The sequence below is a fragment of the Erysipelatoclostridium sp. DFI.2.3 genome (assembly GCF_019132535.1).
Lineage (GTDB): Bacteria > Bacillota_I > Bacilli_A > Erysipelotrichales > Erysipelotrichaceae > Clostridium_AQ > Clostridium_AQ innocuum.
The window spans coordinates 1-25,355 of sequence record NZ_JAHOOJ010000016.1; the positions used below are offsets into that span (position 1 = coordinate 1).

The 25,355-nt window shown below is 43.5% G+C and carries 21 protein-coding genes, 1 tRNA gene and 1 pseudogene; 4 read left to right on the forward strand and 19 right to left on the reverse strand.

What is annotated here, in order from left to right; all coding sequences use genetic code 11:
- Window positions 1-564 precede the first annotated feature (564 nt).
- The 6 genes from KSZ58_RS15490 to KSZ58_RS15515 form a co-directional block, all read right to left on the reverse strand.
- Window positions 565-804 carry a helix-turn-helix domain-containing protein gene (locus KSZ58_RS15490; protein WP_002350350.1) on the reverse strand — a complete coding sequence of 80 codons (240 nt, stop codon included), beginning with the start codon at window positions 802-804 and terminating at the stop codon, window positions 565-567.
- A gap of 5 nt (window positions 805-809) precedes the next feature.
- Window positions 810-1,229: an RNA polymerase sigma factor gene (locus KSZ58_RS15495; RefSeq protein ID WP_009269612.1), complete on the reverse strand. Its 420-nt coding sequence runs from the start codon at window positions 1,227-1,229 to the stop codon at window positions 810-812.
- A gap of 184 nt (window positions 1,230-1,413) precedes the next feature.
- The gene (locus KSZ58_RS15500) at window positions 1,414-1,881 is read right to left on the reverse strand and encodes a hypothetical protein (protein ID WP_002350348.1); all 468 of its coding nucleotides are present in this window, start codon (window positions 1,879-1,881) and stop codon (window positions 1,414-1,416) included.
- A gap of 132 nt (window positions 1,882-2,013) precedes the next feature.
- Window positions 2,014-2,355 (reverse strand): hypothetical protein, encoded by a 342-nt coding sequence (locus KSZ58_RS15505; protein WP_009269613.1) that lies wholly within the window; start codon window positions 2,353-2,355, stop codon window positions 2,014-2,016.
- Window positions 2,356-2,357: 2 nt separating this feature from the next.
- Window positions 2,358-2,579, reverse strand: a complete 222-nt coding sequence (locus KSZ58_RS15510) for a helix-turn-helix transcriptional regulator (protein WP_002349979.1) — start codon at window positions 2,577-2,579, stop codon at window positions 2,358-2,360.
- Window positions 2,580-2,811: 232 nt separating this feature from the next.
- Window positions 2,812-3,432, reverse strand: coding sequence for a helix-turn-helix domain-containing protein (locus KSZ58_RS15515; RefSeq protein WP_009269614.1), 621 nt, complete (start codon window positions 3,430-3,432; stop codon window positions 2,812-2,814).
- A 533-nt stretch (window positions 3,433-3,965) separates the two neighbouring features.
- Between KSZ58_RS15515 and KSZ58_RS15520 the strand changes: the two genes are divergently transcribed.
- The 3 genes from KSZ58_RS15520 (at window position 3,966) to KSZ58_RS15530 (ending at window position 6,580) form a co-directional block, all read left to right on the forward strand.
- Window positions 3,966-5,108, forward strand: a complete 1,143-nt coding sequence (locus tag KSZ58_RS15520; protein WP_009269615.1) for an XRE family transcriptional regulator — start codon at window positions 3,966-3,968, stop codon at window positions 5,106-5,108.
- Entirely contained in the window at window positions 5,101-5,307 is a 207-nt protein-coding gene (locus KSZ58_RS15525; RefSeq protein WP_002341493.1) for an excisionase, read from the forward strand. The genes KSZ58_RS15520 and KSZ58_RS15525 overlap by 8 nt, the downstream gene beginning before the upstream one ends.
- 79 nt (window positions 5,308-5,386) lie before the next feature.
- Window positions 5,387-6,580 carry a site-specific integrase gene (locus KSZ58_RS15530; RefSeq protein ID WP_009269616.1) on the forward strand — a complete coding sequence of 398 codons (1,194 nt, stop codon included), beginning with the start codon at window positions 5,387-5,389 and terminating at the stop codon, window positions 6,578-6,580.
- A 223-nt stretch (window positions 6,581-6,803) separates the two neighbouring features.
- Here the strand turns inward: KSZ58_RS15530 and KSZ58_RS15535 are convergent, their stop codons facing one another.
- From KSZ58_RS15535 to KSZ58_RS15580, 10 genes and pseudogenes are all read right to left on the reverse strand, one after another.
- Window positions 6,804-7,976, reverse strand: coding sequence for an iron-containing alcohol dehydrogenase (locus KSZ58_RS15535; protein WP_009269617.1), 1,173 nt, complete (start codon window positions 7,974-7,976; stop codon window positions 6,804-6,806).
- Window positions 7,977-8,073: 97 nt separating this feature from the next.
- Window positions 8,074-9,450, reverse strand: a complete 1,377-nt coding sequence (locus tag KSZ58_RS15540) for a sodium-dependent transporter (RefSeq protein ID WP_002607991.1) — start codon at window positions 9,448-9,450, stop codon at window positions 8,074-8,076.
- Between the two features lie 309 nt (window positions 9,451-9,759).
- Window positions 9,760-10,389, reverse strand: coding sequence for an HAD family hydrolase (locus KSZ58_RS15545; RefSeq protein WP_008819645.1), 630 nt, complete (start codon window positions 10,387-10,389; stop codon window positions 9,760-9,762).
- A gap of 257 nt (window positions 10,390-10,646) precedes the next feature.
- The gene (locus KSZ58_RS15550; protein ID WP_009269618.1) at window positions 10,647-12,575 is read right to left on the reverse strand and encodes an FAD-dependent oxidoreductase; all 1,929 of its coding nucleotides are present in this window, start codon (window positions 12,573-12,575) and stop codon (window positions 10,647-10,649) included.
- Window positions 12,576-12,586: 11 nt separating this feature from the next.
- Window positions 12,587-14,515 (reverse strand): NAD(P)/FAD-dependent oxidoreductase, encoded by a 1,929-nt coding sequence (locus KSZ58_RS15555; protein WP_009269619.1) that lies wholly within the window; start codon window positions 14,513-14,515, stop codon window positions 12,587-12,589.
- A 77-nt stretch (window positions 14,516-14,592) separates the two neighbouring features.
- Window positions 14,593-15,774 carry an AraC family transcriptional regulator gene (locus KSZ58_RS15560; RefSeq protein WP_008819642.1) on the reverse strand — a complete coding sequence of 394 codons (1,182 nt, stop codon included), beginning with the start codon at window positions 15,772-15,774 and terminating at the stop codon, window positions 14,593-14,595.
- A gap of 177 nt (window positions 15,775-15,951) precedes the next feature.
- Complete coding sequence (locus tag KSZ58_RS15565) at window positions 15,952-16,863, reverse strand: sugar phosphate nucleotidyltransferase (protein ID WP_009269621.1); 912 nt, start codon at window positions 16,861-16,863, stop codon at window positions 15,952-15,954.
- 148 nt (window positions 16,864-17,011) lie between these two features.
- A complete protein-coding gene (locus KSZ58_RS15570) occupies window positions 17,012-17,464 on the reverse strand; it encodes a helix-turn-helix domain-containing protein (RefSeq protein ID WP_008819640.1) in 453 nt (150 codons plus the stop codon).
- 110 nt (window positions 17,465-17,574) lie between these two features.
- Window positions 17,575-18,190, reverse strand: a pseudogene (locus KSZ58_RS15575) (SAP domain-containing protein).
- A gap of 148 nt (window positions 18,191-18,338) precedes the next feature.
- On the reverse strand, window positions 18,339-18,953 hold the full coding sequence (locus KSZ58_RS15580) for a TetR/AcrR family transcriptional regulator (protein ID WP_009269622.1): 615 nt from the start codon (window positions 18,951-18,953) through the stop codon (window positions 18,339-18,341).
- Between the two features lie 131 nt (window positions 18,954-19,084).
- Here KSZ58_RS15580 and KSZ58_RS15585 point away from each other — a divergent pair, with 131 nt between their 5' ends.
- The gene (locus KSZ58_RS15585) at window positions 19,085-21,079 is read left to right on the forward strand and encodes an FAD-dependent oxidoreductase (protein WP_009269623.1); all 1,995 of its coding nucleotides are present in this window, start codon (window positions 19,085-19,087) and stop codon (window positions 21,077-21,079) included.
- A 469-nt stretch (window positions 21,080-21,548) separates the two neighbouring features.
- Here KSZ58_RS15585 and KSZ58_RS15590 read toward each other — a convergent pair.
- From KSZ58_RS15590 to KSZ58_RS15600, 3 genes are all read right to left on the reverse strand, one after another.
- Window positions 21,549-21,623 (reverse strand) — tRNA-Thr (locus tag KSZ58_RS15590).
- Between the two features lie 201 nt (window positions 21,624-21,824).
- On the reverse strand, window positions 21,825-23,072 hold the full coding sequence (locus KSZ58_RS15595) for an HD-GYP domain-containing protein (protein ID WP_009269624.1): 1,248 nt from the start codon (window positions 23,070-23,072) through the stop codon (window positions 21,825-21,827).
- A gap of 105 nt (window positions 23,073-23,177) precedes the next feature.
- Window positions 23,178-25,343, reverse strand: coding sequence for a hypothetical protein (locus KSZ58_RS15600; RefSeq protein WP_008819635.1), 2,166 nt, complete (start codon window positions 25,341-25,343; stop codon window positions 23,178-23,180).
- Window positions 25,344-25,355 lie beyond the last annotated feature (12 nt).

Here is a 25,355-nt window from a genome sequence, read left to right on the forward strand (position 1 = left end):
CATAGATATAAAAAAGGATATATGAAAGACTAAATGCAATTGTAAGTGTAAATTCAACTAGATTGTTGTGTAAGAGTCTTTTCTACTTAGCTACTTTGAAAGTGGAATTTAACTTTTCACTTCAGCTAATAACTAATGAAGAAATATAAGACTTACATAGCATTGATTAATTTGTTATAATATAATTATAATGCTATAATTAACCACAGTCAGCGATTACTATCTTTTCCAATTTATTAGATAATATGATTATCTTAATATATTCGAATCATCTTCCTTTTATGTCTATATATCATTCTTTTTTAGCTATAATGGCGTATCAATAAAAAAACTTATCAGACACATAATTTTTGGCTCCGAATATGCTCTAAATTTTAATAAATTTTATATCTAATTTTTGATTATCCGCATAAACACTATACATTCAAGCATTTTGAGGTATAGAAAAAAACTCATTTTACCACGAATTTACCACGATTGAATGAGCCTTGATATGACAGTAAAACCACTATGGGAGATAGCACAAATAACTGTGTATCTCCCAATTTTCTTTTATACAGTTGATTACTTCACTCGTATTTCAAATTTCAAGATTGCTTTCATCATATCTGTATAAACTTCTCCTTTTAGTTCTTCATCAACCTGCATAATGATTTTACCACTTTCACAGTGGTAAAACGGTCGCAAGCATAATTTAGAAATATAAGCGTCATAAAACTTCAAAATTTCTCTGATTGCCACCTCATCTCCGCTTGACGCTCTGCAAATCAATTCAAAAGAGGGATAGCCATAATCTTTGCTCATTCTTTTTACTTCCTTTCGCTTAAAAGCATTTTTAACTTCTTTAGTCCTCTACTTCTTCTGCTAAAAATAGCAGAACGTGATACATGGTACAATTCTGAAATTTCTCTGTCATTCATGCCTTGAAAATAACGTAATAAAATCGTACTACGCTGTTTTTTCGATAGCATATTTAAAGCTGTAGCGAGTTTTTCATCTGTTACACAAATCGTAAAATGAAAAACTTGAAACGATACATAATCATAAATGTATGTATCAACTGTTCCCTGTTCAAGCCGTTCTGTTTCTGACATTTCGCAAAACAGAACTTCATTTTTAGAGCGTTTCATAATCTGCTTTTTATGATATTTTACCCTGCCCTTAATGATAATCATCATCAAAGAATTAAACTGCAATCTGACAATATCCTTGAAAGAAGATGTATTCATAAGTTCACCCCCCCCCTTTCTGCAAAAACTGAAATATACAAACGGAATATTTCAATACGGAAAATAGAAATACCGTCTATACCTTTGGTTTCGTATCAGAAAAGAAAGTGTCTATGAAAAAAAGCCCGCACAAAACATATTGTTTTGCACGAGCCTTTATATTGAAAAATAAAAGTAAGATGTTTTAATTACTATTAGTATCTATCTTCTTTAACGCTTCTAAAGTTATATCTAAATTGTCTTTATGCCAATTTTCTAAAGTGATTCCAGCTTTTTTTGATGTCAAACTGCCAGAAGTTCGTAAATTGCTTAGCTCTTTTTGCTGTGTTGATAGTCGAATAATATCTGTATCTGTTGTAATTGAAATGATATAATTCAATAAATCTTCTGAAATCTCAATACTTTTAATTCGAGAATATGGAATTACTAAAAGTTCTTCTTTTTTTAACGTCATATTCAATGTCATAAGATTGAATGGTATTAACACAATTTCATGCTCACAAAGTTGTAGTACATAAAATTCCGAATTGAAAAATTCGAGAATCTTTGCACTCAAATTATGCGGAGCGTATTTTACAATAATACATTTGTTTTCAAGTGCTTTCAATCCAGCCTCATTTATAACCTTATAGACCTTTTTTTCTGTTGCCATAATACATTCCTCCTTGAGTTTTTATATTCGCCCTTATTTTATACTATTTCATTCTAAAAGTAAAGTATTTCTTACATTTAGAAGCAAAAAAATTCTTGCTCTCATTTAGATGAAAAACAAGAAATCTTTTATTTATTCAATTTTATTTAAAATTAAAATTGCAATAATCTCAATAAATATCATCGTATCATAAAGCCATTGGATTACATTGGCACAAAAAACATAACCTACTTCCAAAGTATCAGGCACCATTGCTCCAACTGCTTTTGCAAGTAAATTTGCCATAATTATAAAATAGATAAAGGCAATCGCACTAGCTTTTCCTTTAATTTTCCACCCACGTTCATCTCGATTTTGTTTTCGTACAAACATTACAATCAATATCAATGTAAGTGGCAAACTTGCCCATGCACCAATTATCAAAACAGTTTTACTGTTAAATACATTCCATAAAAATTCGTATAATGATAACACAGTCAATCCTCCCTAAAATCAAATAAATCTTCAATCGTTACATCAAACACTTTCGCAATACTGTATGCCAACAACATAGAGGGATTATAACGATTTCTCTCAAGCTGTATAATCGTTTGTCGTGATACGCCTACAAGGTCAGCGAGTTCCTGCTGGCTCATTCGTTTTGTCGCTCGGTAAACATGAATTTTGCTATCAAACGAATATTTATTTTTCTTTGCCACTCATACACCGCCTTTATCGTAATTTTCCATTTCCGATTATAACATATTTCTTACATTTTGTGTGGCTGTTTTTAATACCTTATGAGAAAATCGTGCAACTATCCCTTTTTCCCTCTTGATTACCCAACACAGAAAAGAAAAAGCCCTGTCAAGAGCTTTGCCACCATTGGTGGTGCTTTGCACTCTTGATCGGGCTTTTTGTTTGCTGTATCTTCTCACAAGAGGAAAAAGATTACTCGTCCTCATCATCAAAATGGTTATTCCCTAATACTTCCCGTAACAGTTCCATATCTTCTTTTGAGTTGGGGTTTATCCGTTTCACGAATTGAAAAGGTGTTTTATACTTATGTCCCTCTATGCTTTCCCCAAACATATCCATGCTGTATAAATCATCATATCGGTCTAACAATCTTTGAAACTTCAAATGCTGGATAAATTCTTTAATTGGGTAAAGGTCGCCTGCCTGTATGTTATTTCCGTTGATGTAGTCGGTAATATATTCCCGTAACTTTTCTAACTCATATTCCAGCCATTCTTCCTCACTATCAAAAAAGTTGTCATAATGCCCGTGTTTCAGTTCTGTATTTAGGCGTTCTTCGGCTCTTAGAAACTGACAGACTTCCTTTTCAGCCTGATTGATATATTTCCATTCCCCCGACAACAGTTCATTGGGCGTTACGTCCAGCACTTCCATTATCTTTTCCAGCGTATCATAGGCAGGATAATTCAATCCTCGTTCAATCTTGGAAAGGCTCTGCATATTGATACCGATTTTGTCCGCAAGCTCCTGCTGTTTCATTCCTCTGTATTTTCTGATGGTCTGTATGTTGTTTCCCAAAAAATTTATTTTCACTGCATAACCCTCCGTAACTCTGTATATCTTCTTATTTCGTTTCCGTTATAAGTCTATCATGCTTAATATGGTTTGTAAAGACAAAAAAAGATATTGACAAATAAGCATACAAGAATTATTATGTGTTTGTAAATAATTAAGCACAACAGAATGAAATATAAAACCATTTAAAAAGTAAATCCTATCTGATTAAACCCGTAGATATGAATATCGGTTGATATGGCATGGTTAGAAAAGGACAAACAGGGTTTGCAGACAAAGCATTGCAGGACTGCTGGCGTGCGTCAGCAACAACGCCATGACGGCTCTGCCGTCAAAGGACGGAAATGCTTTGTCTGCTGGCGAGCCTGCGAGCCTTACCTGTGCCCCCGTTATCTAACAGGGGGGCACTATTACAAGCGAAACTATCCAAAAACCATACAATCCCAAAGCTGTGAGGAATAATAAGAAGTTTTAAGAAGATAGTGTATATCATACTTTTTGAAAATAGGTTTACAGGTATTTCAAGGCTGTTGTGGGATTGGAGGAATACAATGAACAACTTAGAATTTGCACTTGAAATGAAGAACAAACGCCTTGCAAGCGGTCTTTCGCAAGGAGAACTTGCAAGCCTTACCCATTTATCAAGATACAGTATCAACCGCTTTGAGAACGGAAAAGCCAACGCTAGCAGGGAAACACAAAATATTATCCTGCGTTGTCTGAATTACTATGTCTGTGATAAACCTTTTTATCTGCTAGTCGATTACCTGTCTGTACGCTTTCCGACAACGGACGCATTAGCAATCATTAGAAAGGTGCTAGGCATGAAAGCCGATTATTTTATCCATTATGATTACGGGTATTATGGCTATAAGGAGCATTACACCTATGGAGAAATCAAAGTCATGGTATCTGATGATGAACACATGGGCGTGTTCTTGGAATTAAAAGGGGCAGGCTCACGCAACATGGAATACGTCTTACAGGCACAGAACAGGGATTGGTATTCATTCTTAAACCGCTGTCTTGACTGTGGTGGTCTTATCCGTCGCTTTGATTTGGCGGTCAATGATATGTGCGGTCTGCTGGATATTCCCACCTTGTCTGAAAAATACAAAAATGGCGGTGCGGATTGTCGCTGTAAAAACTATGAAAATGTGCAAGGTGGAAAATTAAGCGGAAAAAACCGTGATTTAGCAAGCACCCTTTATATCGGCTCAAAAGCAAGTACAAAATATTTTTGCCTGTATGAAAAACAAAAGGAACAGGCAACAAAAAAGAAACATACCGATATTATCAACCGTTTTGAAATTCGTCTGCGTGATACAAAGGCAGTACAGGCAGTTGAAGAACTGTTACTGACCTATAACCCTCACGGTCTGGTGTTTTATCTCATTACGGACTTTGTGGACTTTCCCGACTATCCATTATGGGAGATATTCACTTCCCATGACAGCTTACCGTTTGAAATGAACCCCGTACCCGTCAATATGGAACGCACTCTGCAATGGCTGGAAAGACAGGTCATGCCGTCAATCGTGATGATAGAGGAAATCGACAGGCTGACAGGTTCAAACTACATGAAAATGATTGATGAATGCAACCACCTTTCTGAAAAACAGGAAATGATTGTGGAACAGATGTGTACGGATATAGCAGACGTAATCGAAAGTGAGGGGGTGTTTTATGAGTAATGCACAGGATATTCCCGTATGGGAAAAATATACCCTTACCATTGAAGAAGCGTCAAAGTATTTCCGTATCGGAGAAAACAAGTTAAGACGCTTGGCAGAGGAAAACAAGGACGCTGGCTGGCTCATTATGAATGGCAACCGCATACAGATTAAACGCCGACAATTTGAACAGGTCATTGATAAATTGGACGCTATCTAGTGCAAATGAGCCTTGTATGTGTTAAGATGAAAACAAGTCATATCAAGGCTCTTTCCAACAAGGAAAGGAGCATGACACCATGAAAGAAAAAAGACGGGATAACAAAGGACGTATCCTGCATACCGGAGAGAGCCAACGAACAGACGGAAAATACTTATATAAATATGTGGACGCATTTGGAAACACAAAATATGTGTATGCTTGGAGATTGACGCCAACGGACGTAACGCCAAAGGGCAAGCGCCATGTTATATCGTTACGGGAAAAAGAGGAACAGATAAAAAAAGACCTGTTAGACGGTATCGACAGCACAGGCAAAAAAATGACGCTTTGCCAACTCTATGCCAAACAGAACGCACAGAGGGCAAACGTAAAGAAAAGCACACAGAAACAGAGAGAACAGCTCATGCGGTTATTAAAAGAGGACAAGCTGGGTGCTAGGAGCATTGATACCATAAAACCCTCTGACGCTAAAGAATGGGCGTTACGCATGAAAGAGAAAGGCTTTTCCTATAACACCATTAACAACCATAAACGCTCGTTAAAAGCGTCATTCTACATTGCCATACAAGATGATTATGTAAGGAAAAATCCCTTTGATTTCAAGCTGAATGAAGTCATAGAAGATGATACCAAAGGGAAAGTCGCATTGACAGAGGGACAGGAACAAGCCCTACTCTCATTCATCAAGATAGATAACGTGTACCACAAGTATTATGATGATGTGCTGATACTGTTAAAAACAGGACTTCGTATCTCGGAACTATGCGGATTGACGGTCAAGGATATTGATTTCAAAAATGAGATAGTCCATATCGACCACCAGCTATTAAAGAGCAAGGAACAGGGCTATTATATCGAAACGCCTAAGACCAAAAGCGGAATAAGGCGAGTGCCATTGAGCGAGGAAACAATCAAGGCATTTCAAAGGGTTATCAAGAGCCGACCAAAGACAAAGCCGACACAGGTAGACGGACACAGCGATTTTGTATTTATCAATCACAAAGGCAAGCCGAAAGTAGCGATTGATTACAGCACTTTATTTGTCCGTATGGTAAAGAAATACAACAAGCACCATAAAGATAACCCACTGCCACACATCACACCGCATATATTAAGGCATACGTTCTGTACAAAAATGGCACACAGGAACATAAACCCGAAAGATTTACAGTATATCATGGGTCATTCCAATATCAGTATCACAATGGATTGGTATGCACATTCCTCTATTGAGAGTGCCAAAACAGAGATAAAGCGTCTGATAGCATAGAAGTATTTACCACGAAATTTACCACGTTTGAGAGAGAAAACATAAGAAGATATGCCCCGATATGCGAACGTGAACAGAAAGTATAAATGCCCGTAGAGCCTATAAAATAAGGCTTTGAGGACATTTTATAAGATATGAAAAGATAGGAAAAAAGTGATATATAATTTCACCTAAATATAAAACCATAACATTTTATAAAGTGTTATGGTTTTATGATATTTTTTTATTTCGCAATACGATAAATATTTTCCATATCCTCTTTCTTCAAAACCTTGAAACACCCGATCGTGCGTTCGTCCTCAAAGCTGCACTTCCATGCCAGCTTTCGGATATCCTCCTCGCATAACGTGATTCCCATTTCATGAATGGATGTCGGCATACCGATTTCCTTAAAGAACTGTTCGGTTGCTTCAATTCCTGCCAGTGCACACTCGACATCGTTTTCTTCCCGGATTCCCATTACATTTCTGGCATACTGCGCAAATCTGGATGGCTGTTCCTGATAGACATAGCGTGCCCAGCTGCCCCATACGGCAGCCAGCCCTGCACCGTGAGCAACCTTGTACATCCCGCTCAGCTCATGCTCCAGCTGATGACAGGCCCAGTCACCGAAGCTGCGGCTTCCTGTTATATCGTTATGAGAAAGACTGCCTGCCCACATCACCTCCGCGCGGGATTCATAGTTGTTTGGCTCCTTCATCAGAATACGGGTATGCTTCATAACCGTACGCATCAGACTCTCTGCAAAGCCGTCAGTGATATCCATGTTGTTTTCCTTTATGAAATAACGTTCCATGGTGTGTAAAATGATATCCGTACAGCCGCTTGCTGTCTGATAGGGAGGAAGTGTCATAGTCAGCTCTGGATTCATAATGGCAAACCGGCACCGTCCGTAATCAGAGCTTAATCCACGCTTCAGCCATCCGTCTTCATTGGTGATGACACTGGAATTACTCATTTCACTGCCGGCAGCCGCAATCGTCAGTATCGCACCCACCGGAAGGCAGCCGGTTACCTTTTTCCTTCTTGCATAATACTCCCATACATCGCCTTCATTCACAACGCCATAGCCGATGCCCTTCGCAGAATCAATCACACTGCCGCCCCCAACTGCCAGAATGAAGTCTACCTGTTCCTTTTTAGCAAGAGCGATTCCCTCGCGCACCTTGGAAAGCTGCGGATTCGGCACAACACCGCCCAATGTGACGGCGGAAATCCCGGCCTTCTTCAAGGACGCCAAAACACGGTCAAGCAAACCGCTTTTCACAGCACTTTGTCCACCGTAATGCACCAGTACCCTGTGACACCCCTCCTGTTTCAATATAGAACCAATTTGCTCCTCTTCTTTTCGACCGAAATACACGCGTGTCGGAGCGTAAAATGTAAAATTGCCCATAAGCTACCTCCTGTATATGTCATTAGTTTACAACGAATCAAACAAAGGCGCAAGCCATGCAGGAGGCTCATAAAAAAAGCAGCGCGCAATACACTGCTTATCCGGTGAATTTTTCCCACAATCCAAACAGGAAAATGAACATTACAATCAGCGGCAGAACATAAGATACATAGCCTCTTGCCTTTTCCGGGAAGCGAAGACCTTTTCCGGCATTCGCCTCTGCCACAAAATTTTTCCAGCCCCAGCCAAGCTTTCTCGTACAGAAGAACAGGAAAACCAGAGAACCAAGCGGCATAATAACATTGGAAACAAGGAAATCCAGCAAATCCAGCACAGCGCTTTCTTCACCGAAAGGCTGAAATCCGGACAGGACACTGAAGCCGATTGCACAGGGGATGCTTCCCACTGCGATAATAATAAAATTCAAGAGAACACTCTTCCGCCTTGTCCAGTTACATAAATCAATTGTAAAGGAAACAATATTTTCAAACACGGCAATGATGGTGGATAACGCCGCGAAGTTCATAAATACGAAGAACAGAGTTCCCCACAGCTGTCCGTTTGCCATTTCATTGAAGATATTGGGAAGCGTCACAAACACCAGTCCGGGACCGCTGTCAGGTGCTACCCCGAAGGACATGCAGGCGGGAAAGATAATCATACCTGCCATAAAAGCCACAAACGTATCCAGCGCCATAACCCGTACACCCTCCCCACTCAGGGAATGCTTGCGGTCAATATAGCTTCCAAAGATTGCCATACCACCCATTCCAATGCTCAGTGTAAAAAAGGCCTGCCCCATCGCCGCATAGATGGCATTGAAAATACCGTTTTTCATCAGTTCATCAAAATCCGGTATCAGATAAAAGGAGACACCCTTCATCGCACCATCCAGACTCAGGGACTTTACTACCAGCAGGATCATAACCGCCAGCAGCAGTCCCATCATCCCTTTTGTGATTTTTTCCACACCGTTTTGCAGGCCAAGCGCACATACACCGCAGCCGATAGCGACAATCAGCAGCATCCAGAACAAGGATGCCTGCGGATTCTGCTGTAAAGAGGCAAAGACATGCTTCACCTCCTGCGGATCAAGACCGTTAAATTCCCCGCTGATCATCTTTGCGAAATATGCGAGCATCCAGCCGGATATCGTTGTGTAAAACATGACAAGGAGATAGTTTCCAGCCATAGCCACATAAGAGAACCGATGCCAGAGCTGCCCCGGCTTCTCTAAAACATGAAAGCTTCTTGCCACGCTTTTTCCGCTTCCTCTTCCCACGGAATATTCCATAACGATAATGGGAAGCCCCAGAAGAACAAGAAAAAACAGATACACGAGTACAAAGGCTCCTCCCCCGTATTTCCCCACCATATAAGGAAACCGCCATATATTGCCAAGACCGATGGCACATCCTGCCGACAAAAAGATGAAACCGAGTCGTGAGGATAATTTTTCTCTTTTATTTTCCATAATTACTCCTTTAACAAAGTGTCCTGCGGATAACGTGCCCCAGGAACACAGACGTTCTTCATTGTAAAAGAATTTTGTATGGAAGTCAACGAAAACGAAGGGAAACATACTTACTGTGTGTTCCCTAAAACTATTTCAAAAAAGTAAGAGATAGGAAAATGTAAAACATGCATCCATTTCCACAGCTTCTTCATACATTTGCCTGAATTTATAAATAAAATGTCACAAATACACTATTCACGGTACTGTGTTTTGAACTTTTTCAATTTCACTCAAATGCTTTTTAGTGACGTATTCTCATCACCTCATCTATACGTTTTGTACAAATGCAGATATCTGTTGCGGTGAAGAAAGACAGCCCTGCGATACCGGACCATCTGTACCCCAAACTGCCAGTGCAGAGCTTACACCGGCTCTGGCAGCACATTCCATATCCGTGTCCATGTCTCCGATATAGATACAGTCCTCTTTTACTGCATTCATCTTCCGCATATAAGCAAGAAGAGGTTCCGGGTCCGGTTTGTGAAGCAAGGTATCCTCCTTGCAAATTATACAGGCAAACAGCGCATCGAAGGAAGGGGATGAAAAGTAAGCCCTGTATTCCTGCCAGTCACGGGAGGTAACGATTCCCAAGGTATATCCCTGATGACGCAGATTTTCCAGTACCTCCAGCATCCCGCTGAACAGCGCGATATGCTCAACCTGTGTCTGATATTGCAGCTGCCAGTATTCATCGAACTGGGCTGCATCAACATTCTCCACCTGCAGCATGGTTAATGCTTTCTCCGTGGTTACTCCCAGTATGGCTTTCAATTCCGTATTAGAAAATGTACGCCAGGGTACATAATAGCGCAGGGTCTTTTGCCATGCATACAGATTTCCCTTTTCCGTATCCATAAGGGTTCCATCCAAATCAAATATGATATGCTGTATTGCCATAAATACCTCCTGTCCTGTTTCCATTTGCTGAACAGGCACTTTTCTCCATTGTATAATGACACAGCAGGAAACGCAATAGCCTGACTTCATAACAAATCAAGAGCTTCAGCTATTCATTTAAAGACAGAAAGACGGATATGGAAAAAGGAGCTATTCCGTATAAAGGAAATCGCTCCTTATCATTTACACTGTTACAGTGAATCCTGAGGCGGTACATCCAATTTCAGCGCACAGGCTCCCGGATTTTCTTAGGGAAGCTATACAGCCATTGCTGCCAGGGTTGCATCCCGCACAGCCTCGAGTGCCTGCGCTACGGTTGCTGCATCCCCAACAACATATACATTATCCTGATCTGTCAATGCACAGGCCAATGCCGTATTGCTGCGGGAACCGGTCGCATACACCACATGTGTGAAATCCTGTCGCTCCAGCGCCTCTCCATGAACATTCAGCTTTACTATGCCGGCTTCCACAGCCTCCAGCCTGGTATTGGTCAGTAGCTGTACCTGTGCCTTATGCAGACGGTCCATGACCAGCACCTTTTCATTTACAACCATACCTGCCGCAATCTCATCCGTCATTTCAATCATCGTGATATGCAGCGGTCCGCGCTTATTATGGAGAAGGTGTTCACATACCTCACAGCCGACCATTCCTCCACCGACTACCAGAACGTTACCGCCCGGAATGAGCTGTTCGTTTTTCAGCACCTCCCAGGCACCGATGCCATGCTCTGCCAGTCCGGGGATTGGCGGTACTGCCTCCATTGCACCGGTTGCCACGATCAAAGCATCGTATGCATCCTTCATATTCTCGCAGAATTCCGTATGCAAACGGATATCAACGGATAAGCGTGTCAGTTCATGCTCCAGATAAACAACCCACTTACTGATCGGCTGCTTAAATGGCGGCACACAGGCCAGCAGCAGCTGTCCTCCCAGACGGTCTGTTTTCTCAAATAAGGTTACCGTATGTCCGCGAAGAGCCAGTACCCTTGCGGCAGCCATACCCGCGATACCACCGCCGGCTACAGCGACATGCTTTTTCTTATCAGCCGGAATCAGCTTCATTTCCAACTCTTTACCACAGGCAGGATTGATAACACAGCTCGCCGGGTGACGCTTTGTCTGTTCCCCTACACAGCCGATCACACAGCCTGTGCATGGTGCAATTTCCTCCAGCTTATCTTCAGCTGCCTTATTAACCAGGTATGGGTCAGCAAGCAACGCACGACCGAATACGACCCCATCCACAGCTTTTTGATCAACCAGCTCCATTGCCATGGCAGGATCCAGCACCTTGCCTACCACAAGGACAGGCACACTGCTGACCTCGCGGATTCTTGCTGCCTGCGCAACATTGACACCCTCATGCTCACCGTGACTTGGAATGATCTTATTCGGGCGCTCATACTGTGTACCGCCACTGACTTCAAAGGCATCGACACCGTGTGCAATCAGCTTCGGCACAAGATAGCACATATCCTCCACCGTATTTCCCTGCGCATCCTTTTCATCCCCGCTGATGCGCAGAACGATAGGAAAGTCCCTGCCGCAGGCTTCTTTGATTGCATCGATCACCTCAAACAGAAGACGTGCACGATGATCCAGACTTCCTCCATACGCATCACAGCGCTTATTGCGCATTGGTGACAGGAAGGAGCCCAGCAGCATATATGCATGTGCACAGTGCAGCTCGATTCCATCAAAGCCTGCCTGCTTCGCCTGCAACGAGGTTTGTGCATACTGTTTAATGATGTTTGGCAGCTCTTCGATTGCCAGTGCTCTTGTCCTTTGCCCCATCGAATTAACATAGACACTGCTCGCAACCGGTGGTATTCCCATAAAGGCTGAGATACTCTCCGGTCCCGGATGGGTAATCTGCGGTATGATGCAGGCACCTGCTTCGTGAACTTTATCTGTGAAGGCCTTATAGGATGCTATGGCTTCCTCACCTCGAAAGCACAGTGTATTTCCCAGATAGGGAACGGATGGATCAACGCTTAACGCATCCAGAATAATACAGCCGACACCGCCGCGTGCACGCTCGAGCCAGTATGCCTGCATGCGCTCATTTACACAGCCGTCACTGCTTTCATATCCCAGAGACATCGGTGCCATAAATGTCGCATTGCGCAGCTTCATGGTAGAAATCGTCAGCGGCTGAAAAAGCTTTGAATTATTCATATTTCCTCCTGTTACAGGGAACGTGCAGTTTCATGTGCTTCCGCAATCGCCTGCAGTGCCCTTCTTGCCTTTTTGGCATCTCCTATGATGTGATACGGTATCTGTTTTTTCTCACAGGCTTCTGTCAGCGCCTCATGATCTCTTGCGCGTGCACCTACGGCCATAACGACACTGTCACAAGGAATCACCTGCTCGACTCCTTCGTTTTCCACCAGTACTCCGTTTTCCACAACGGCTTTTACCGAGGTGTTGACAACCGTTTCGATATGATGCATGTACAGCGATTCCATAACACAGATTTTACGCAATGCGCCAAGGTCCTTCGCGACGCCGTCCAGCATTTCGATAACGGTAACAGCTGTCCCCTGTTCACTCAGATATTCTGCAGTTTCCACACCGACCAGACCACCGCCGATAACTGCGACATGACCGGATGCGGTTGCTTTTCCGTTCAATATGTCATGGGAATTGTATACATGTTCCCGATCTGCCCCCGGAATGGACAGGTGAATCGGCTCTGCTCCGATCGCAAGGATAACCTCATCCCAGCTGCCCTCTGTGATCAGCGACGCATCTACCGGTGTGTTGAGATGAATCAAAATGCCAAGACGCTTCGCCTTTTCTCCATAGGACAGCGCCGCATCCTTCATTTCCATCTTCCTTGGTGCCTTACCCGCAGTCACAAACTGACCGCCCAGCTCGTCGCTTGCTTCATATACAACAGGCTGATGACCGCGCTGCTTCAGTATGCAGGCTGCCTCCAGACCGGCAACACCGCCACCTGCGATCAGCACCCTTTTCGGCTTCTGCGCCGGTACCAGTACATCCTGTGCTTCCTTTCCAAGGTATGGATTTCGCATACAGGTAATGAATGGAGCAGCGGGATCGGTAAATCCGTCATAGCAGCCCTGATCACAGCCAATGCAGTATACGATTTCCTGCAGTCTGCCTTCCTTCGCCTTTACGCAGAAGTCGGCATCGGCAAGCTGCGCACGTCCCATGACAACCATATCCGCCTTATTCTGTTCCAGAATTTCCTCCGCCAGCTGCGGTGTGTTGATACGTCCGACCGCAATACACAGCATTCCGGTTTCCCTACGGATTCTGGCACAGTTATCCACATTAAAGCCCTTTGGTATATCAATCGGCGGTACCTCGTATTTCAACCCCGCTGTTATCATATTACCACGCGAGATATCCAGTACATCTACTCCGGCCTCTTTTGCCAGCCTGCAAAACGCAATGACATCCTCTATGGTCAAGCCATTCTCCAGATAATCATCCTGTGCATCCAGGCGCATCAGCAGCGGCATATCCCGCGGTATGCTCTGACGAATGGCGCGGATACAGTCCAGCGGGAATTTACAGCGCTTTTCAAATGTTCCGCCATAGGCATCCTCACGGTGATTGAATGCCGGTGACAAAAAGGAATGCGGCAGATAATTATGTCCGCAATGGAATTCCACACAGTCATAGCCGGCCTTCACCGCACGCTTTGCCGCAGCGCCGAAGCAGGCGACAACCTCTTCAATCGTCTCCACATCCACAGCCGGTATGGTATGCCCGTGCACATGCAAATCACTGGCCACCAGGATTCTCGCCTTTGGATCCATGCTTGCGGCAAGACTTCCCTGCCACAGCTGCACACCGCACTTCCCGCCTGCCTCATGAATGGCATCACAGAATGCCTTGTGTGATGGAATATAGGAATCGTTATGCAGTGCCAGAAATTTTCGGGGAGCACTCGGCGCATGGACAGCACATACCTCCGATAAGTTCAGACCGCAGCCGCCCTTTACCCGCGCTACCTGATAATCGATGATCTGCTGTGTCACGTTTCCATCCTCTGCCGCCATTTTCGTTCCCATTGCCGGCAGCACAATGCGGTTTTTCACTTCCATTCCGCGAATTCTGATTGGTTCAAATAGTTTTTCAAACATAAAAAAGACCTCCTGATACTTAAATTATAACGCTTACATGAAAAACGTATATTCAAATTCAAAGGTCTTTTTCTCATTTATACAGATTGCTGTTTGCGATACTGTTCCGGTGTACAGCCCATGCAGGCTGCAAAGTGCCGTTCAAAGACAGCCAGAGATGAAAATCCGCAATCCATGGCAATCGATGTGATGGTACGCTTCGTCGCCGTCAGTAAGGCAGCCGCCTGATGCACACGAACAGCCATCAGCTCCTGTGTCCAGCTCGTATGATATTCCTGCTTTAACAGCTGTTCCAGCTCATAGCTTTTCCGATGGCATTCCCTCGCCATATCCTCAAGCGTAATGTCCTGTGAAAAATGCAGATAGAGGTATTGCATAATCTGCAAATACAAATCCTTGCGGCAATAGAAATGAGCATTGTCCAGAATCCGGTGCTTCTGGTAATCCAGTGGTGACATTCCTGTCCATGCCTGAAACTGACGGTAAAAGCCAGCAGTAGAGGAGTAGGAAAGCAGATCCACAATATAAGAAATGGATAGGTCCTCAAAGTGAAGCAGTGCACAGGCATTGATGATTTTGCCGAATGAGCGCAGCTGGGTAAAGCTGTAACCGCAGGCATCCTTGATCTTCTGATTGAGGTAGCGTGGATGCAGCTGCAGCTTTGCTGCCGCATCCTGCAGTGTGGTATGCTCCTGTGAGGCTACAATTGTGCGCTTGATCAGCTTCCAGACAGGTGACTGTTCCTCCTCCATGGATTCCTGCAATGCATAGCGGCAGAACAGCATATGAATTTGCAGGACGATATACATCAGCATATTGCGGGAACCAAAGGCATTGCCGTAAGATTCCTGCTGTGCCCGATGAAACAGCTGGAGTACCTCGCTATCCGCACAGCGAAGACAGGCCGGAGTTTCATATACCAGAGAGGCATTTCTTCCTCTGGGATGTTTTTCCCACATGGCATGCATGAACAAACCGATATAAAACTGGATTCGCAATACCCGCAGCGGCTTTCGCACACAGGAAACCTCATACAGATGATGAGCATACAGACAGAGAAAGGAATCCTGCTGAACGGTATGCAAAACCCCGTTCACCAGAATATCGCCATCCCCCTTTAAAACATACCAGAGCTCCACGCGTTCATGCCGTGTGAGCGGCACCGGTTGTGCAAGGCTTTGTTCCTCCACCTGTATATCCTGTTCCTTATAGGATTGAAAATAGTCAATCCCCGTGTACCAGTCATTTTGTTGCTGCATGCATGTTCACCTCGCTATGCTCTTCATCATCAGAGTGCTTCTTTTGCAGAAGCATTCGAGCCTATCACAGAACAACAGGCATTTATCACTTATCAAGTGTTTCCTTCATTGCTCGTGCTTTCCAGATTCCGTGTGTTTGCTCGTAAGCAAAAGAAAAGGGGAAGCTCCCCTTGTTCGTTATTTGCTCCAGAGCGGTACCGGATACTTGCCAGCTTCAATCAGCTTGCGAATTCCTTCCTTTACCATCGGCTTATCTTCCTGATAGGTAACACCGTACCATTTGTCATCACTGGATAATACGGTTACGGTAGCTTTTCCTTCACGGATCAGCGTATCCACTGTCACCGGAATGTAAAATTCGCTCTTCAATGGATTTTCCTTCACCGTCTCCTGCAGGAAGGTCGGGAAGCGTTCTTCCACTTCCTCCATGAATTTTGGAGTAAAGCCCCACATATTCATGGAAACAAGAGAATTGGCATCCACATCATACCATGTATCGTTTTCGTAATACTGTACCTTGCCCTCGCGTCTTTCAATTCTTGTGCGTTCATCAACACCTGCCAGCTTGCCGTCTTCCACCTTGCAGACACCGCGGGCAACACTGCCGTGATCTGTCAGAGTGTTTCCAAGAACAAAGCCAACCATGCTGTATGCTGTTTCATCCTCATTGGATACCAGATAGTCATGCAGCTTCTGGAAGGAAGCAATACCATAGTAATCATCCGCATTGATCACGGCGAACGGTTCATGAATTACGTTTTTACAGCACAGAATGGCATGGGCCGTTCCCCATGGCTTTACACGGTCAGCAGGTATCTCATACCCCTCAGGCAGACACGCATCCATCTCCTGAAATACGTATTCCACCTTGATATGATCCGCAATCTTATTTCCAATCGCTTTCTTGAAATCTTCTTCAATCGCTTTCTTTATAATAAAAACAATCTTGTTGAAGCCTGCACGAATTGCATCAAATGCAGACATTTCCAGAATAATTTCTCCGTTTGGTCCAATCGGATCAATCTGCTTCAATCCTCCGTAACGGCTGCCCATACCGGCCGCCAGTACAACTAATGTCACATCTTTCATTATCTCACCTCATTGCCCCTATTTTACCATAGTTGGTATTTGATGAAAAGGATTACAACACGATTTTGACAATTCTTCACAAGATACTGAAAACCGGCTACCCATTTCTTTTCAAGGAAATCATCTATAACTGAAGATAAATCGTTATTTATTTGTTCCAGATTTTATATGATTGATACAAAATATCTTTTAGAACTAACATCGCGTCTTGTTTACTATATCCATATCCATTCTTAATTTCATCAAACATTTTTGTAATTCGAAAAGCATAATTTGAAGTATTCACTTCTGTCTGGTATTTAAGAAGTATAGGATATTTCTTTCCCCATGCATTTGTCCAATTCACTTTTTCATTTAGTTTTTCATCACTTTTATCAATCATTTCTTCGATTTCTTGTAAATCAATATCAAATTCAATAAGTTCATCTAAAGAAATTCTATATAGTTTCGCCATCTTCTTTGATTGGTAAATATCTGGAACTGTTTCATTGGTTTCCCATTTTGATATTGTTTGTCTGCTTACGCCGATTTTTTCAGCAACTTCCTCTTGTGATAATCCACTTTTCTTTCTTGCGTGAAATAAACTATTTCCTAAATTCATTGTGTTATCCTCCTTGTTTTTTGATAATCAAATTATAGAGAATATTGAAGAAGAACTCCACCAACTTTTTCAAGCAATATCGCACGAGAATTTAACAAACTGAAATTTATTTACTTGTAATAACCCTCTATTTTATCAGCATATTCAGTTAAAAGTTTTCTTGAATATTTTTTTCATTTTTAGATACTCTAACTTCTTTCCAAAGAATAGATGCAACTTTTAATTTGTTAGAATAATAATCACTATGTTTATCTAAACAAAAATCTTTTAAAACTGGTTCCATTGACAAACTGAATTATCATACTTTGCATAATCTAACTCTCCATAATATATGTTAATCATATCTTGTATCGTAAATTCTATATCGTTCTCTCCTTTTACTTTTCTCCAAGCTGTTGCCATATTAGCAGTAAATTTAAACGACTTAACTCCAGTTAAAACTGAAAAATAATCTCGAAATTTTTGATTAAATGAAAAGTTACATTCAAGTAGTGGTGTATTTAGCGTTATTACTTCGGTGTGCTTTTTATTTTTATGTTCTGACATCCTTTCAATTCTATTCCCCTTAAAGTATTGCTCTATAATGTAATTCAGTTCCTGTTTTGTACCTCTATATTCTAATGTGAGAGATTTACATATTTGTGAAAGTTCTTCTCTGTACCAATAATACTTATTAAATTCTTCAAATGATTTTATATCTTTAAAATCTGGTCTATTTTGTTCCAAGCTCTTACCTCCACAAATTACAATTTATAAAACACTATTTCCTTTAAAACAAACCTAGTCCATACAGCCTGTAATCAAAAAGAGCTGCTATTTAACATATTGAATCCTCTTATTCGCAATAGCCTTTTCCACCATACGTTAAACATGATTATGAAGCCAGCGATCGCGTATTTCCTTTTTGTAATTTCTGCACACGATAGGAAAGGTAATCCATAAGCTCCTCCAGCTGCTTCTCATGCCAGTCCAATGCTATCTGCTCATCCTTCAAACAGCAGGCATGATAAATCAGACCCCGGGCAGTCGTCAGCAGTCCCCATGTCACATCCTTTACTGCAGTCTCTGAAACCAGCTTTCCAACCTCTGCCGCCAGCAGCTGAAAAATCGGACGCTGTTCATCAAAGAAATAGGTATCGTGGTATTTGATATGGCAGATATAAATCTGGCGCACGGCATGCATGTCCTCCAGCGTGACCATCTTCAGATAGCAGGTCATGATTTTACGAATGCTGCCCCATGCATCCTCCTCCAGCGGTAATGCAAGAAACTGTTCATCCGCCTGACGATAGCCATACAGCAAAGCAGCCTCCTTACAGGAAAAATATAAATAGAAGGTGCCGATGGATACACCTGCCTTTTTACATACGCTTCGAATGGTGATATCACTGAGATCCGCTTCCTTCATACTCGCATGAATCGCCTCAACAATTTTTCTTCTTGTTTTTTCCGTCTGGTTCGGCCGCCGCCGCATTTCCTTTTCTTTCATAGACTCACCTGCTTTGTGTCTTCATTGTATCGTATCCGCTTAAAAAACACAATGTGAACCACCCCTTGACTTTTTCTATGTAAGTGCTATCATGTAATTAAATGAACATGTTCACTTAAAGGAGGGACATCATGAAAAAGGAATATGAAGCTTTATTCACGCCGCTTCGTATCGGTAATGTGGAGATACGAAACCGTTTTGCTATGGCTCCGATGGCGATGGGCCAGCTGGATGACCATTGGGCATATAAGCAGGAATCCATTGATCACTTTACAGAACGGGCCCGTGGAGGTACCGGTCTGATCATCACCGGTGCCAATTTTATCGAAAACAGAATCGAAAAGCACCGCAAGGCAAGCTTTCCCTGTCCGCTGGAGGACCCGCAAAGCTACATGACACAGCTAAAGAAAATGAGTGATAATATTCATGCCTACAATTCCAAGCTGTTTGTCCAGCTGACCGCCGGATTGGGACGCTCTGCCATACCTGCCATGATTCTGGATAATACCTTTGTTGCACCGAGCGCTACCACGAATCGCTGGGATCCTTCCATTCAGCATCGTGCATTGACTACAGAGGAAATCTATGAGCTGATCAAGGATTTTGCGACCTGCGCCATGCTGGCAAAGATGGGAGGTGCAGATGGTATTGAGGTGCATGCAGTTCATGAGGGTTATTTGCTGGATAATTTCACAATGGAATATTTCAATCAGCGTGAGGATGAGTTCGGCGGCGATCTAATGGGACGACTGCGGTTTCCACTCGCCATATTACAGGCTGTTAAACAGGCATGCGGCAAGGATTTTCCTGTGATATTGAGATTCTCACTCAAGAGCTTTATCCGTGCGGAGCGCCATGGCATCCTGCCTGGTGAATCCTATCCGGAGCTGGGAAGAGATATTGAGGAAGGCCTGCAATTCGCCAAAATACTGACCGAGGCCGGATATGATGCTTTGAATGTGGATGCCGGAAGCTATGATGCATGGTACTGGGCACATCCGCCATTCTTTCAGGATCGCGGCCTGTATCTGCCATTTGCCGAAAAGGTAAAGAAGGTTGTAAAGGTACCGGTGCTGACAGCCGGGCGCATGGGCTATCCGCAGCTTGCCGCCGAGGCATTGCAGGAAGGAAAGTGCGACATGGTGGTATTGGGAAGACCACTGCTTGCGGATCCGGAATTTGTTAATAAAATGCGCCAGGGCAATATTCAGGATATCCGCCCATGTCTGTCCTGTCATGATGGCTGCTTTAACCGGGCACACTCGATGCGTCTGATGTCCTGTGCCGTCAATCCGCAATGCAACCGTGAAAAAGAGGCTGCCTTCTGTAAGGCAGAGCATACGAAAAGCTGTCTTGTCATCGGTGGAGGTCCTGCCGGTATGGAGGCCGCAAGAATTCTGGCACTACGCGGACACACGGTAACACTCGTAGAAAAAGAAAAGCAGCTCGGTGGCATGTATCGCTGGGCAAGTGTTCCGGAATTCAAGGATGATGGAAAGCTGCTGATTTCCTGGTATGAGCATCAGATGGAGCGTCTGAAGGTACAGGTTGAGCTGAATAGTGACATACAGGCGCAGGATCCACGAATCGAAGCCGCAGATGTCGTAATCTGTGCCACCGGAAGCCACGCTTTCCTGCCGCCAATCAAGGGAATTGAATATGGCGTAACTGCTGTCGATGTATTAAAGGGAGCGGTAACCGCGAAGAAGGAAGCTACGATTATCGGCGGTGGTCTTGTTGGCTGTGAGCTGGCCATCTGGCTCTCCCAGCATGGAAAAAGCGTGCGCATCATTGAAATGGCGGATACGTTGATGTCTACCGGAGCTCCTGCCGATATGAACAAGCAGATGATACTGGAATTACTGGAGCACCATCAGGTTGAAATCCGCTTACAGACAAAGCTGCAGGAAATCCGCGAGCATGAAATCGTGGTTGAGACACAGGGCGCTATACAGGAGCTAGCAAGTGACTGCACGATCCTTGCCCTTGGCTATCGCAGCAATCGTTCTCTGTATGATCAGATTTTGTTGAAGGCAAAGGATATTTATAATATCGGTGACAGCTCGCATCCAAAGGATATCATGGAGGGCATCTGGGATGCCTATGAGCTGTGCTCGCACCTGTAAGCAACAATTCCCTATCCCGATACCTCAGGAGTTTCATCAGCCAAAGGCTTTTATTGAATATTTACATGCATGCTGCCTCTTCTCATAGAAAAACATACAGGTTTCCCTTCTATCAATGTTAGAGAATAAGCACAGGGTATCTTTCACAAGCAAAAAAAAGAATAGTCTTCCGGTTTCGTTTCACCAAAGATGGGTAGAGCTTTTACCCATGAAAGCTAAAAGGAATCAAGTACATCGCTTTAATGATGCTTTGATTCTTTTTTTCTTGTTGCTGATGATATTCAAAAGGAACTATCCTCTTTATCTATTCTTGTTTTAGCGTATCCCTTCGACATATACAACGCTTTAGAAAAAGCCTCTTCCACAGCACGAGGACATACAAAATACAAGAAAAAAAGGTCATGCATTTCAGACCCTTTCCTAAGGCCTTTGCCATACGGCGAAATGAACACAACCTGAATATATCATATGGTGCCGGAGAGGTGAATCGAACACCCAACCTACGCGTTACGAGTGCGTTGCTCTACCATTGAGCCACTCCGGCAGAATAAGGAAATAGCTTTCTCACGAACCGTTTCCCTGAGACCGCGATTATTATACCATCTTTTCTTCCTTATGTACAGAATCAAAAAGAAATTTTTATAAGATTATTTGCTTAATTTCCGCATTTCTTCCTGGCATAGCCATATGCAGCAGCTCTGTGTGGCTGTAATTATTGAACTATGCAGTCACATTTATGTACTGCTTACCTGTCAAGCTGTGCTATCCTATGCTCATAATCACGACGTATTTCCTGGTACATTGCGATTACCGGTGTACAATCGCGCTTCACCGTCTGCAGGATGTGAGGAAGATTGTCACAGGCAATCTGTACGATTCTATCATCCAGATACTGCCCTTCAGCCATTTCCTGTAAAATTTCTTTGATTTTCTCCAAGTCATATGCTTCCTTATAGCTGCGCTTTCCTATGAGAGCGCTGATGATATCCGCAATTGCTACAATGCGTTCGGATGTCGTTAAAGCTTCCTCCTTCAGCCCCAGAGGATAGCCTTTGCCGTTCAGCTTTTCATGATGACGGACAGCGATATGCTCGATTTCCTCATCGACAACACCATGCAGAATTTTCATGGAATATGTCACATGTGACTGCATAACTGCCATGTCCTGCGGACTGAGTCTGCCCGGGAAGTCGAGGATCGTCACCGGTATGGCAACCTTACCGATATCATGCAGCAGGGCTCCGTAATACACCTTTTCTATTTCTGTCGGATGATAATCACATAGCGCCGCAAGTGTTGTGGAAACACTTGTCGTTGTAATGGTATGTGCTACCATATATTCACTGCGGAAATCTATTGCATAGCTGAGCATATGCAGATATGCCTTTCCTTCTGATTCCGTAAACGGTATTTCATCGAAGACCGCTACCTTTACCTCCTGATGCTGCACATAAAGCTGATCCAGCATGTGGCATTGTGCATCTGCGGAAAGGAACAGATCAATCGCCTCCTTACTGAAATAATCCTCCTCGAACTGGCGAAGGAAGGCTTCCACATTTTGAAGCGGTTTCTCAAGCTGATAGACATCCAGGCGATCACAGAGGCTGAGAAGCTGTGACACAAGAAGGTAGGGAATATCATGATCTCTGAGCTTTCTGTAATATATGTGATGATATAGAATGATATCCGCATACGGGCCGAGCGGGGACAGATTTTTCAGGAAAAGATAGCCGTATACGGAATGCTGGTAGATATCCCATGTTTCAAACTGGATTAGCTGCTCGATTTCCTCTGTCTTATAAGCACCGATATCATGAAGAAAGCAGGTCATGACAATATCCCGCAATTCCTTTCCTTTAAAGAGGCCTGCATGACACAGAGTCTGTTCCATCAAAAAAGCCACACGGTAGCCATGATCCACCAGCCGCGCATCCAGTGCATTTAATGTATTTCGTATAATCGGTATCACGTGTTTGTGTTCTATGACCTTCATGTATCCTCCTGTGAATGCAACTGTACCCATTATACTGTACACACCTGGTTTCTACAATAAGTTTCTGTGTGAAAAAAGAGGCAGCTTTTCTCTGCCCCTCTGTATTTAAAACATCTTTGAGAAGAAATTTGAAATCTTATCAAAGAAATCATCCTTTGTTTCTTCCTTTGTTTTCTTTGTTTCCTGTGTGTCTGTCTTTTTTTCCTTTTGCAGCTCTTCTGTTTTATAAATATATTTGACCTTGCTTTCACTGTTTTTCGGTGCACCGCTGAAGGTGTGCTCCTGCTCTGCTTCCTTTACAATTTCATCCTTAATAGCAAGAAGCTGTGTGACATCATCCAGTGACAGGGAAACCTGCTTCTGCATTTCATCAATACCGGTTGTTTTGAATTTGCTCATGCCTGCATGCAGTTCCCCTGTTTTATCCTTTAACAGAGTTGATGCATCATATAGCTGCTGTGCACCGTTACCGATAGTCGCAGAACCGCTTTGCAGAGCACCTGCCCCCTGGTCAACACGCTGTAATCCGGATACCAGAGCCTGACTGCCCTTATAAAGCTCGCTACTGCCACCGACTGCCGTTGTCATACTGGAGTCCAGTGTGGAAATTCCCTTTTTCAGTTCTAAGAGAGAGGAGGATTTTTCACTGAGCTGCTGCGTACCCCGGGCAAGCTGCTGTGCTCCCTGTGATGCAGTATTCAGACTTGCTTTGAAACTGCTTAGCTTCGGCAGCATTTCAGCAGCAGAGTCTGCCATGTCGGATAGATTTTTCAGATTTGCTGAATCTGTCTGCAGCTGGGTCAGCTGTTTTTGCAGATTGACCGCAGAAGCTGTAGCCTGCGTTTTATAATTTAATAAGTAGTCATCCGCACTTTTAAGGCTTTTCAGAGCCTGCGCTGCCTCTGCATCCACAACCTCTCCTTTATCATTAAAAGCTTTTTTCTTTAGATATTCTGCAGTTTCTCCCAGTTTTCCTGCTGCGTTATCAACATCTGTGCTTGTGAGTGCAGCCTCCAGATCAGCGGCAGCCTGCGCCACATGTTGCTGATCCTTTTCAAACATCTCCTGTAAAGCAGATACATTTCCTAAACCATCTGTTAAATTTTTCAGCATTTCATCACTCAGGGATGCATTCAGCTCATTGCTTCCATCCTGCAAGCCCTTTGCAAGTGCCTGCATATTCGTATTGATCTCATCAACACCGCTTACCAGTGTACCCAAACCGTCTGTTGCTTTATTCAGCTTGGCAGTTCCCTTCTTCGCCTGATTCATTCCGGTATGCAAATTCTGCAATCCGCTGTACAGCCTGGTTGAGCCGCTCACCAGCTCCTGCGTACCATTCTTTAATGCAGATACACCGTTCGTCAGTGTCGGCACACCATTTACCAGCTCCTGCATTTTACCTTGGAAGGTTGCTGTACCCTCAGAAAGCTGTGAAGTCCCATTCAATAGCTGTGCACTTGCATTGGTCAGCTCATCCAGCCCCTTCGTGAGATCATCCATGGAATTGATATCCTTCAGCTTATCCACCGGCACCTCCGGTGTCATTGCAAACATAATCGGACCAAGCTCAAAATCCTTTGCTTCACAGGTAATGGTGATATCATCCTGCATCGGCAGTTCCTTTGCGCCGGTTACACCGCAGCTTTCCAGCGTATCCTGCAATCCGGGAACACTGATGAAAGCGACCATGGTATTGTTGCCCTCGGAAAGCACCTTACCGTTTTCACACTTCACATTTGAAAAATGATCGGTGGAAAGATCAAGTACACCTGCGCCCATATAAAATGGATGAATGCGTGTCTGTCTGCCATTCACATTCACTGTTTTACTCTGCGTATTTTTCAGTGAAATATGAATTTCCAGCTTACCGCTTTTTCCGATCAGGTCCTTTCCACTGATTTCCTTACCATCCAGCTTATAAGTCACCCTTACCTGTACCGGTAGAGTTTTGGTGCTCGTTCCTTCATAATAAATATCATTGGAATCTGCATTCCAGGTATAGGTCTTTCCGGAAACCTCTGGCTTTTCGTCACTTTTCACATTCTTGACATTGCTGAGGTCCAGCTGTTCCTTTATATTACGAATACCGTTATCGTTGTGCAGCCAGCTGCTTACAATTTCCTGATCGACACTGCCATCACTGTTCAGCATGGCGTAAACCGTTTCATCCTTTACCGTTTCATCATCCTTTGCATACAGCACCATGCCGGAATTAACCAGCAGCATACTCAATGCCGCACACGTTACTGCTTTCACATTTTTCTTCATATGAATACCCTC

Excerpts from the sequence above, each read along its gene's own strand:
- KSZ58_RS15530 (WP_009269616.1), top strand. The coding sequence starts at position 5,387 with ATGAAAGAAAAAAGACGGGATAACAAAGGACGTATCCTGCATACCGGA.
- KSZ58_RS15555 (WP_009269619.1), bottom strand. The coding sequence starts at position 14,515 with ATGTTTGAAAAACTATTTGAACCAATCAGAATTCGCGGAATGGAAGTG.
- KSZ58_RS15585 (WP_009269623.1), top strand. The coding sequence starts at position 19,085 with ATGAAAAAGGAATATGAAGCTTTATTCACGCCGCTTCGTATCGGTAAT.
- KSZ58_RS15540 (WP_002607991.1), bottom strand. The coding sequence starts at position 9,450 with ATGGAAAATAAAAGAGAAAAATTATCCTCACGACTCGGTTTCATCTTT.
- KSZ58_RS15600 (WP_008819635.1), bottom strand. The coding sequence starts at position 25,343 with ATGAAGAAAAATGTGAAAGCAGTAACGTGTGCGGCATTGAGTATGCTG.
- KSZ58_RS15580 (WP_009269622.1), bottom strand. The coding sequence starts at position 18,953 with ATGAAAGAAAAGGAAATGCGGCGGCGGCCGAACCAGACGGAAAAAACA.
- KSZ58_RS15535 (WP_009269617.1), bottom strand. The coding sequence starts at position 7,976 with ATGGGCAATTTTACATTTTACGCTCCGACACGCGTGTATTTCGGTCGA.
- KSZ58_RS15550 (WP_009269618.1), bottom strand. The coding sequence starts at position 12,575 with ATGAATAATTCAAAGCTTTTTCAGCCGCTGACGATTTCTACCATGAAG.
- KSZ58_RS15525 (WP_002341493.1), top strand. The coding sequence starts at position 5,101 with ATGAGTAATGCACAGGATATTCCCGTATGGGAAAAATATACCCTTACC.
- KSZ58_RS15495 (WP_009269612.1), bottom strand. The coding sequence starts at position 1,229 with ATGAATACATCTTCTTTCAAGGATATTGTCAGATTGCAGTTTAATTCT.
- KSZ58_RS15520 (WP_009269615.1), top strand. The coding sequence starts at position 3,966 with ATGAACAACTTAGAATTTGCACTTGAAATGAAGAACAAACGCCTTGCA.
- KSZ58_RS15545 (WP_008819645.1), bottom strand. The coding sequence starts at position 10,389 with ATGGCAATACAGCATATCATATTTGATTTGGATGGAACCCTTATGGAT.
- KSZ58_RS15565 (WP_009269621.1), bottom strand. The coding sequence starts at position 16,863 with ATGAAAGATGTGACATTAGTTGTACTGGCGGCCGGTATGGGCAGCCGT.
- KSZ58_RS15500 (WP_002350348.1), bottom strand. The coding sequence starts at position 1,881 with ATGGCAACAGAAAAAAAGGTCTATAAGGTTATAAATGAGGCTGGATTG.
- KSZ58_RS15595 (WP_009269624.1), bottom strand. The coding sequence starts at position 23,072 with ATGAAGGTCATAGAACACAAACACGTGATACCGATTATACGAAATACA.
- KSZ58_RS15570 (WP_008819640.1), bottom strand. The coding sequence starts at position 17,464 with ATGAATTTAGGAAATAGTTTATTTCACGCAAGAAAGAAAAGTGGATTA.
- KSZ58_RS15560 (WP_008819642.1), bottom strand. The coding sequence starts at position 15,774 with ATGCAGCAACAAAATGACTGGTACACGGGGATTGACTATTTTCAATCC.
- KSZ58_RS15490 (WP_002350350.1), bottom strand. The coding sequence starts at position 804 with ATGAGCAAAGATTATGGCTATCCCTCTTTTGAATTGATTTGCAGAGCG.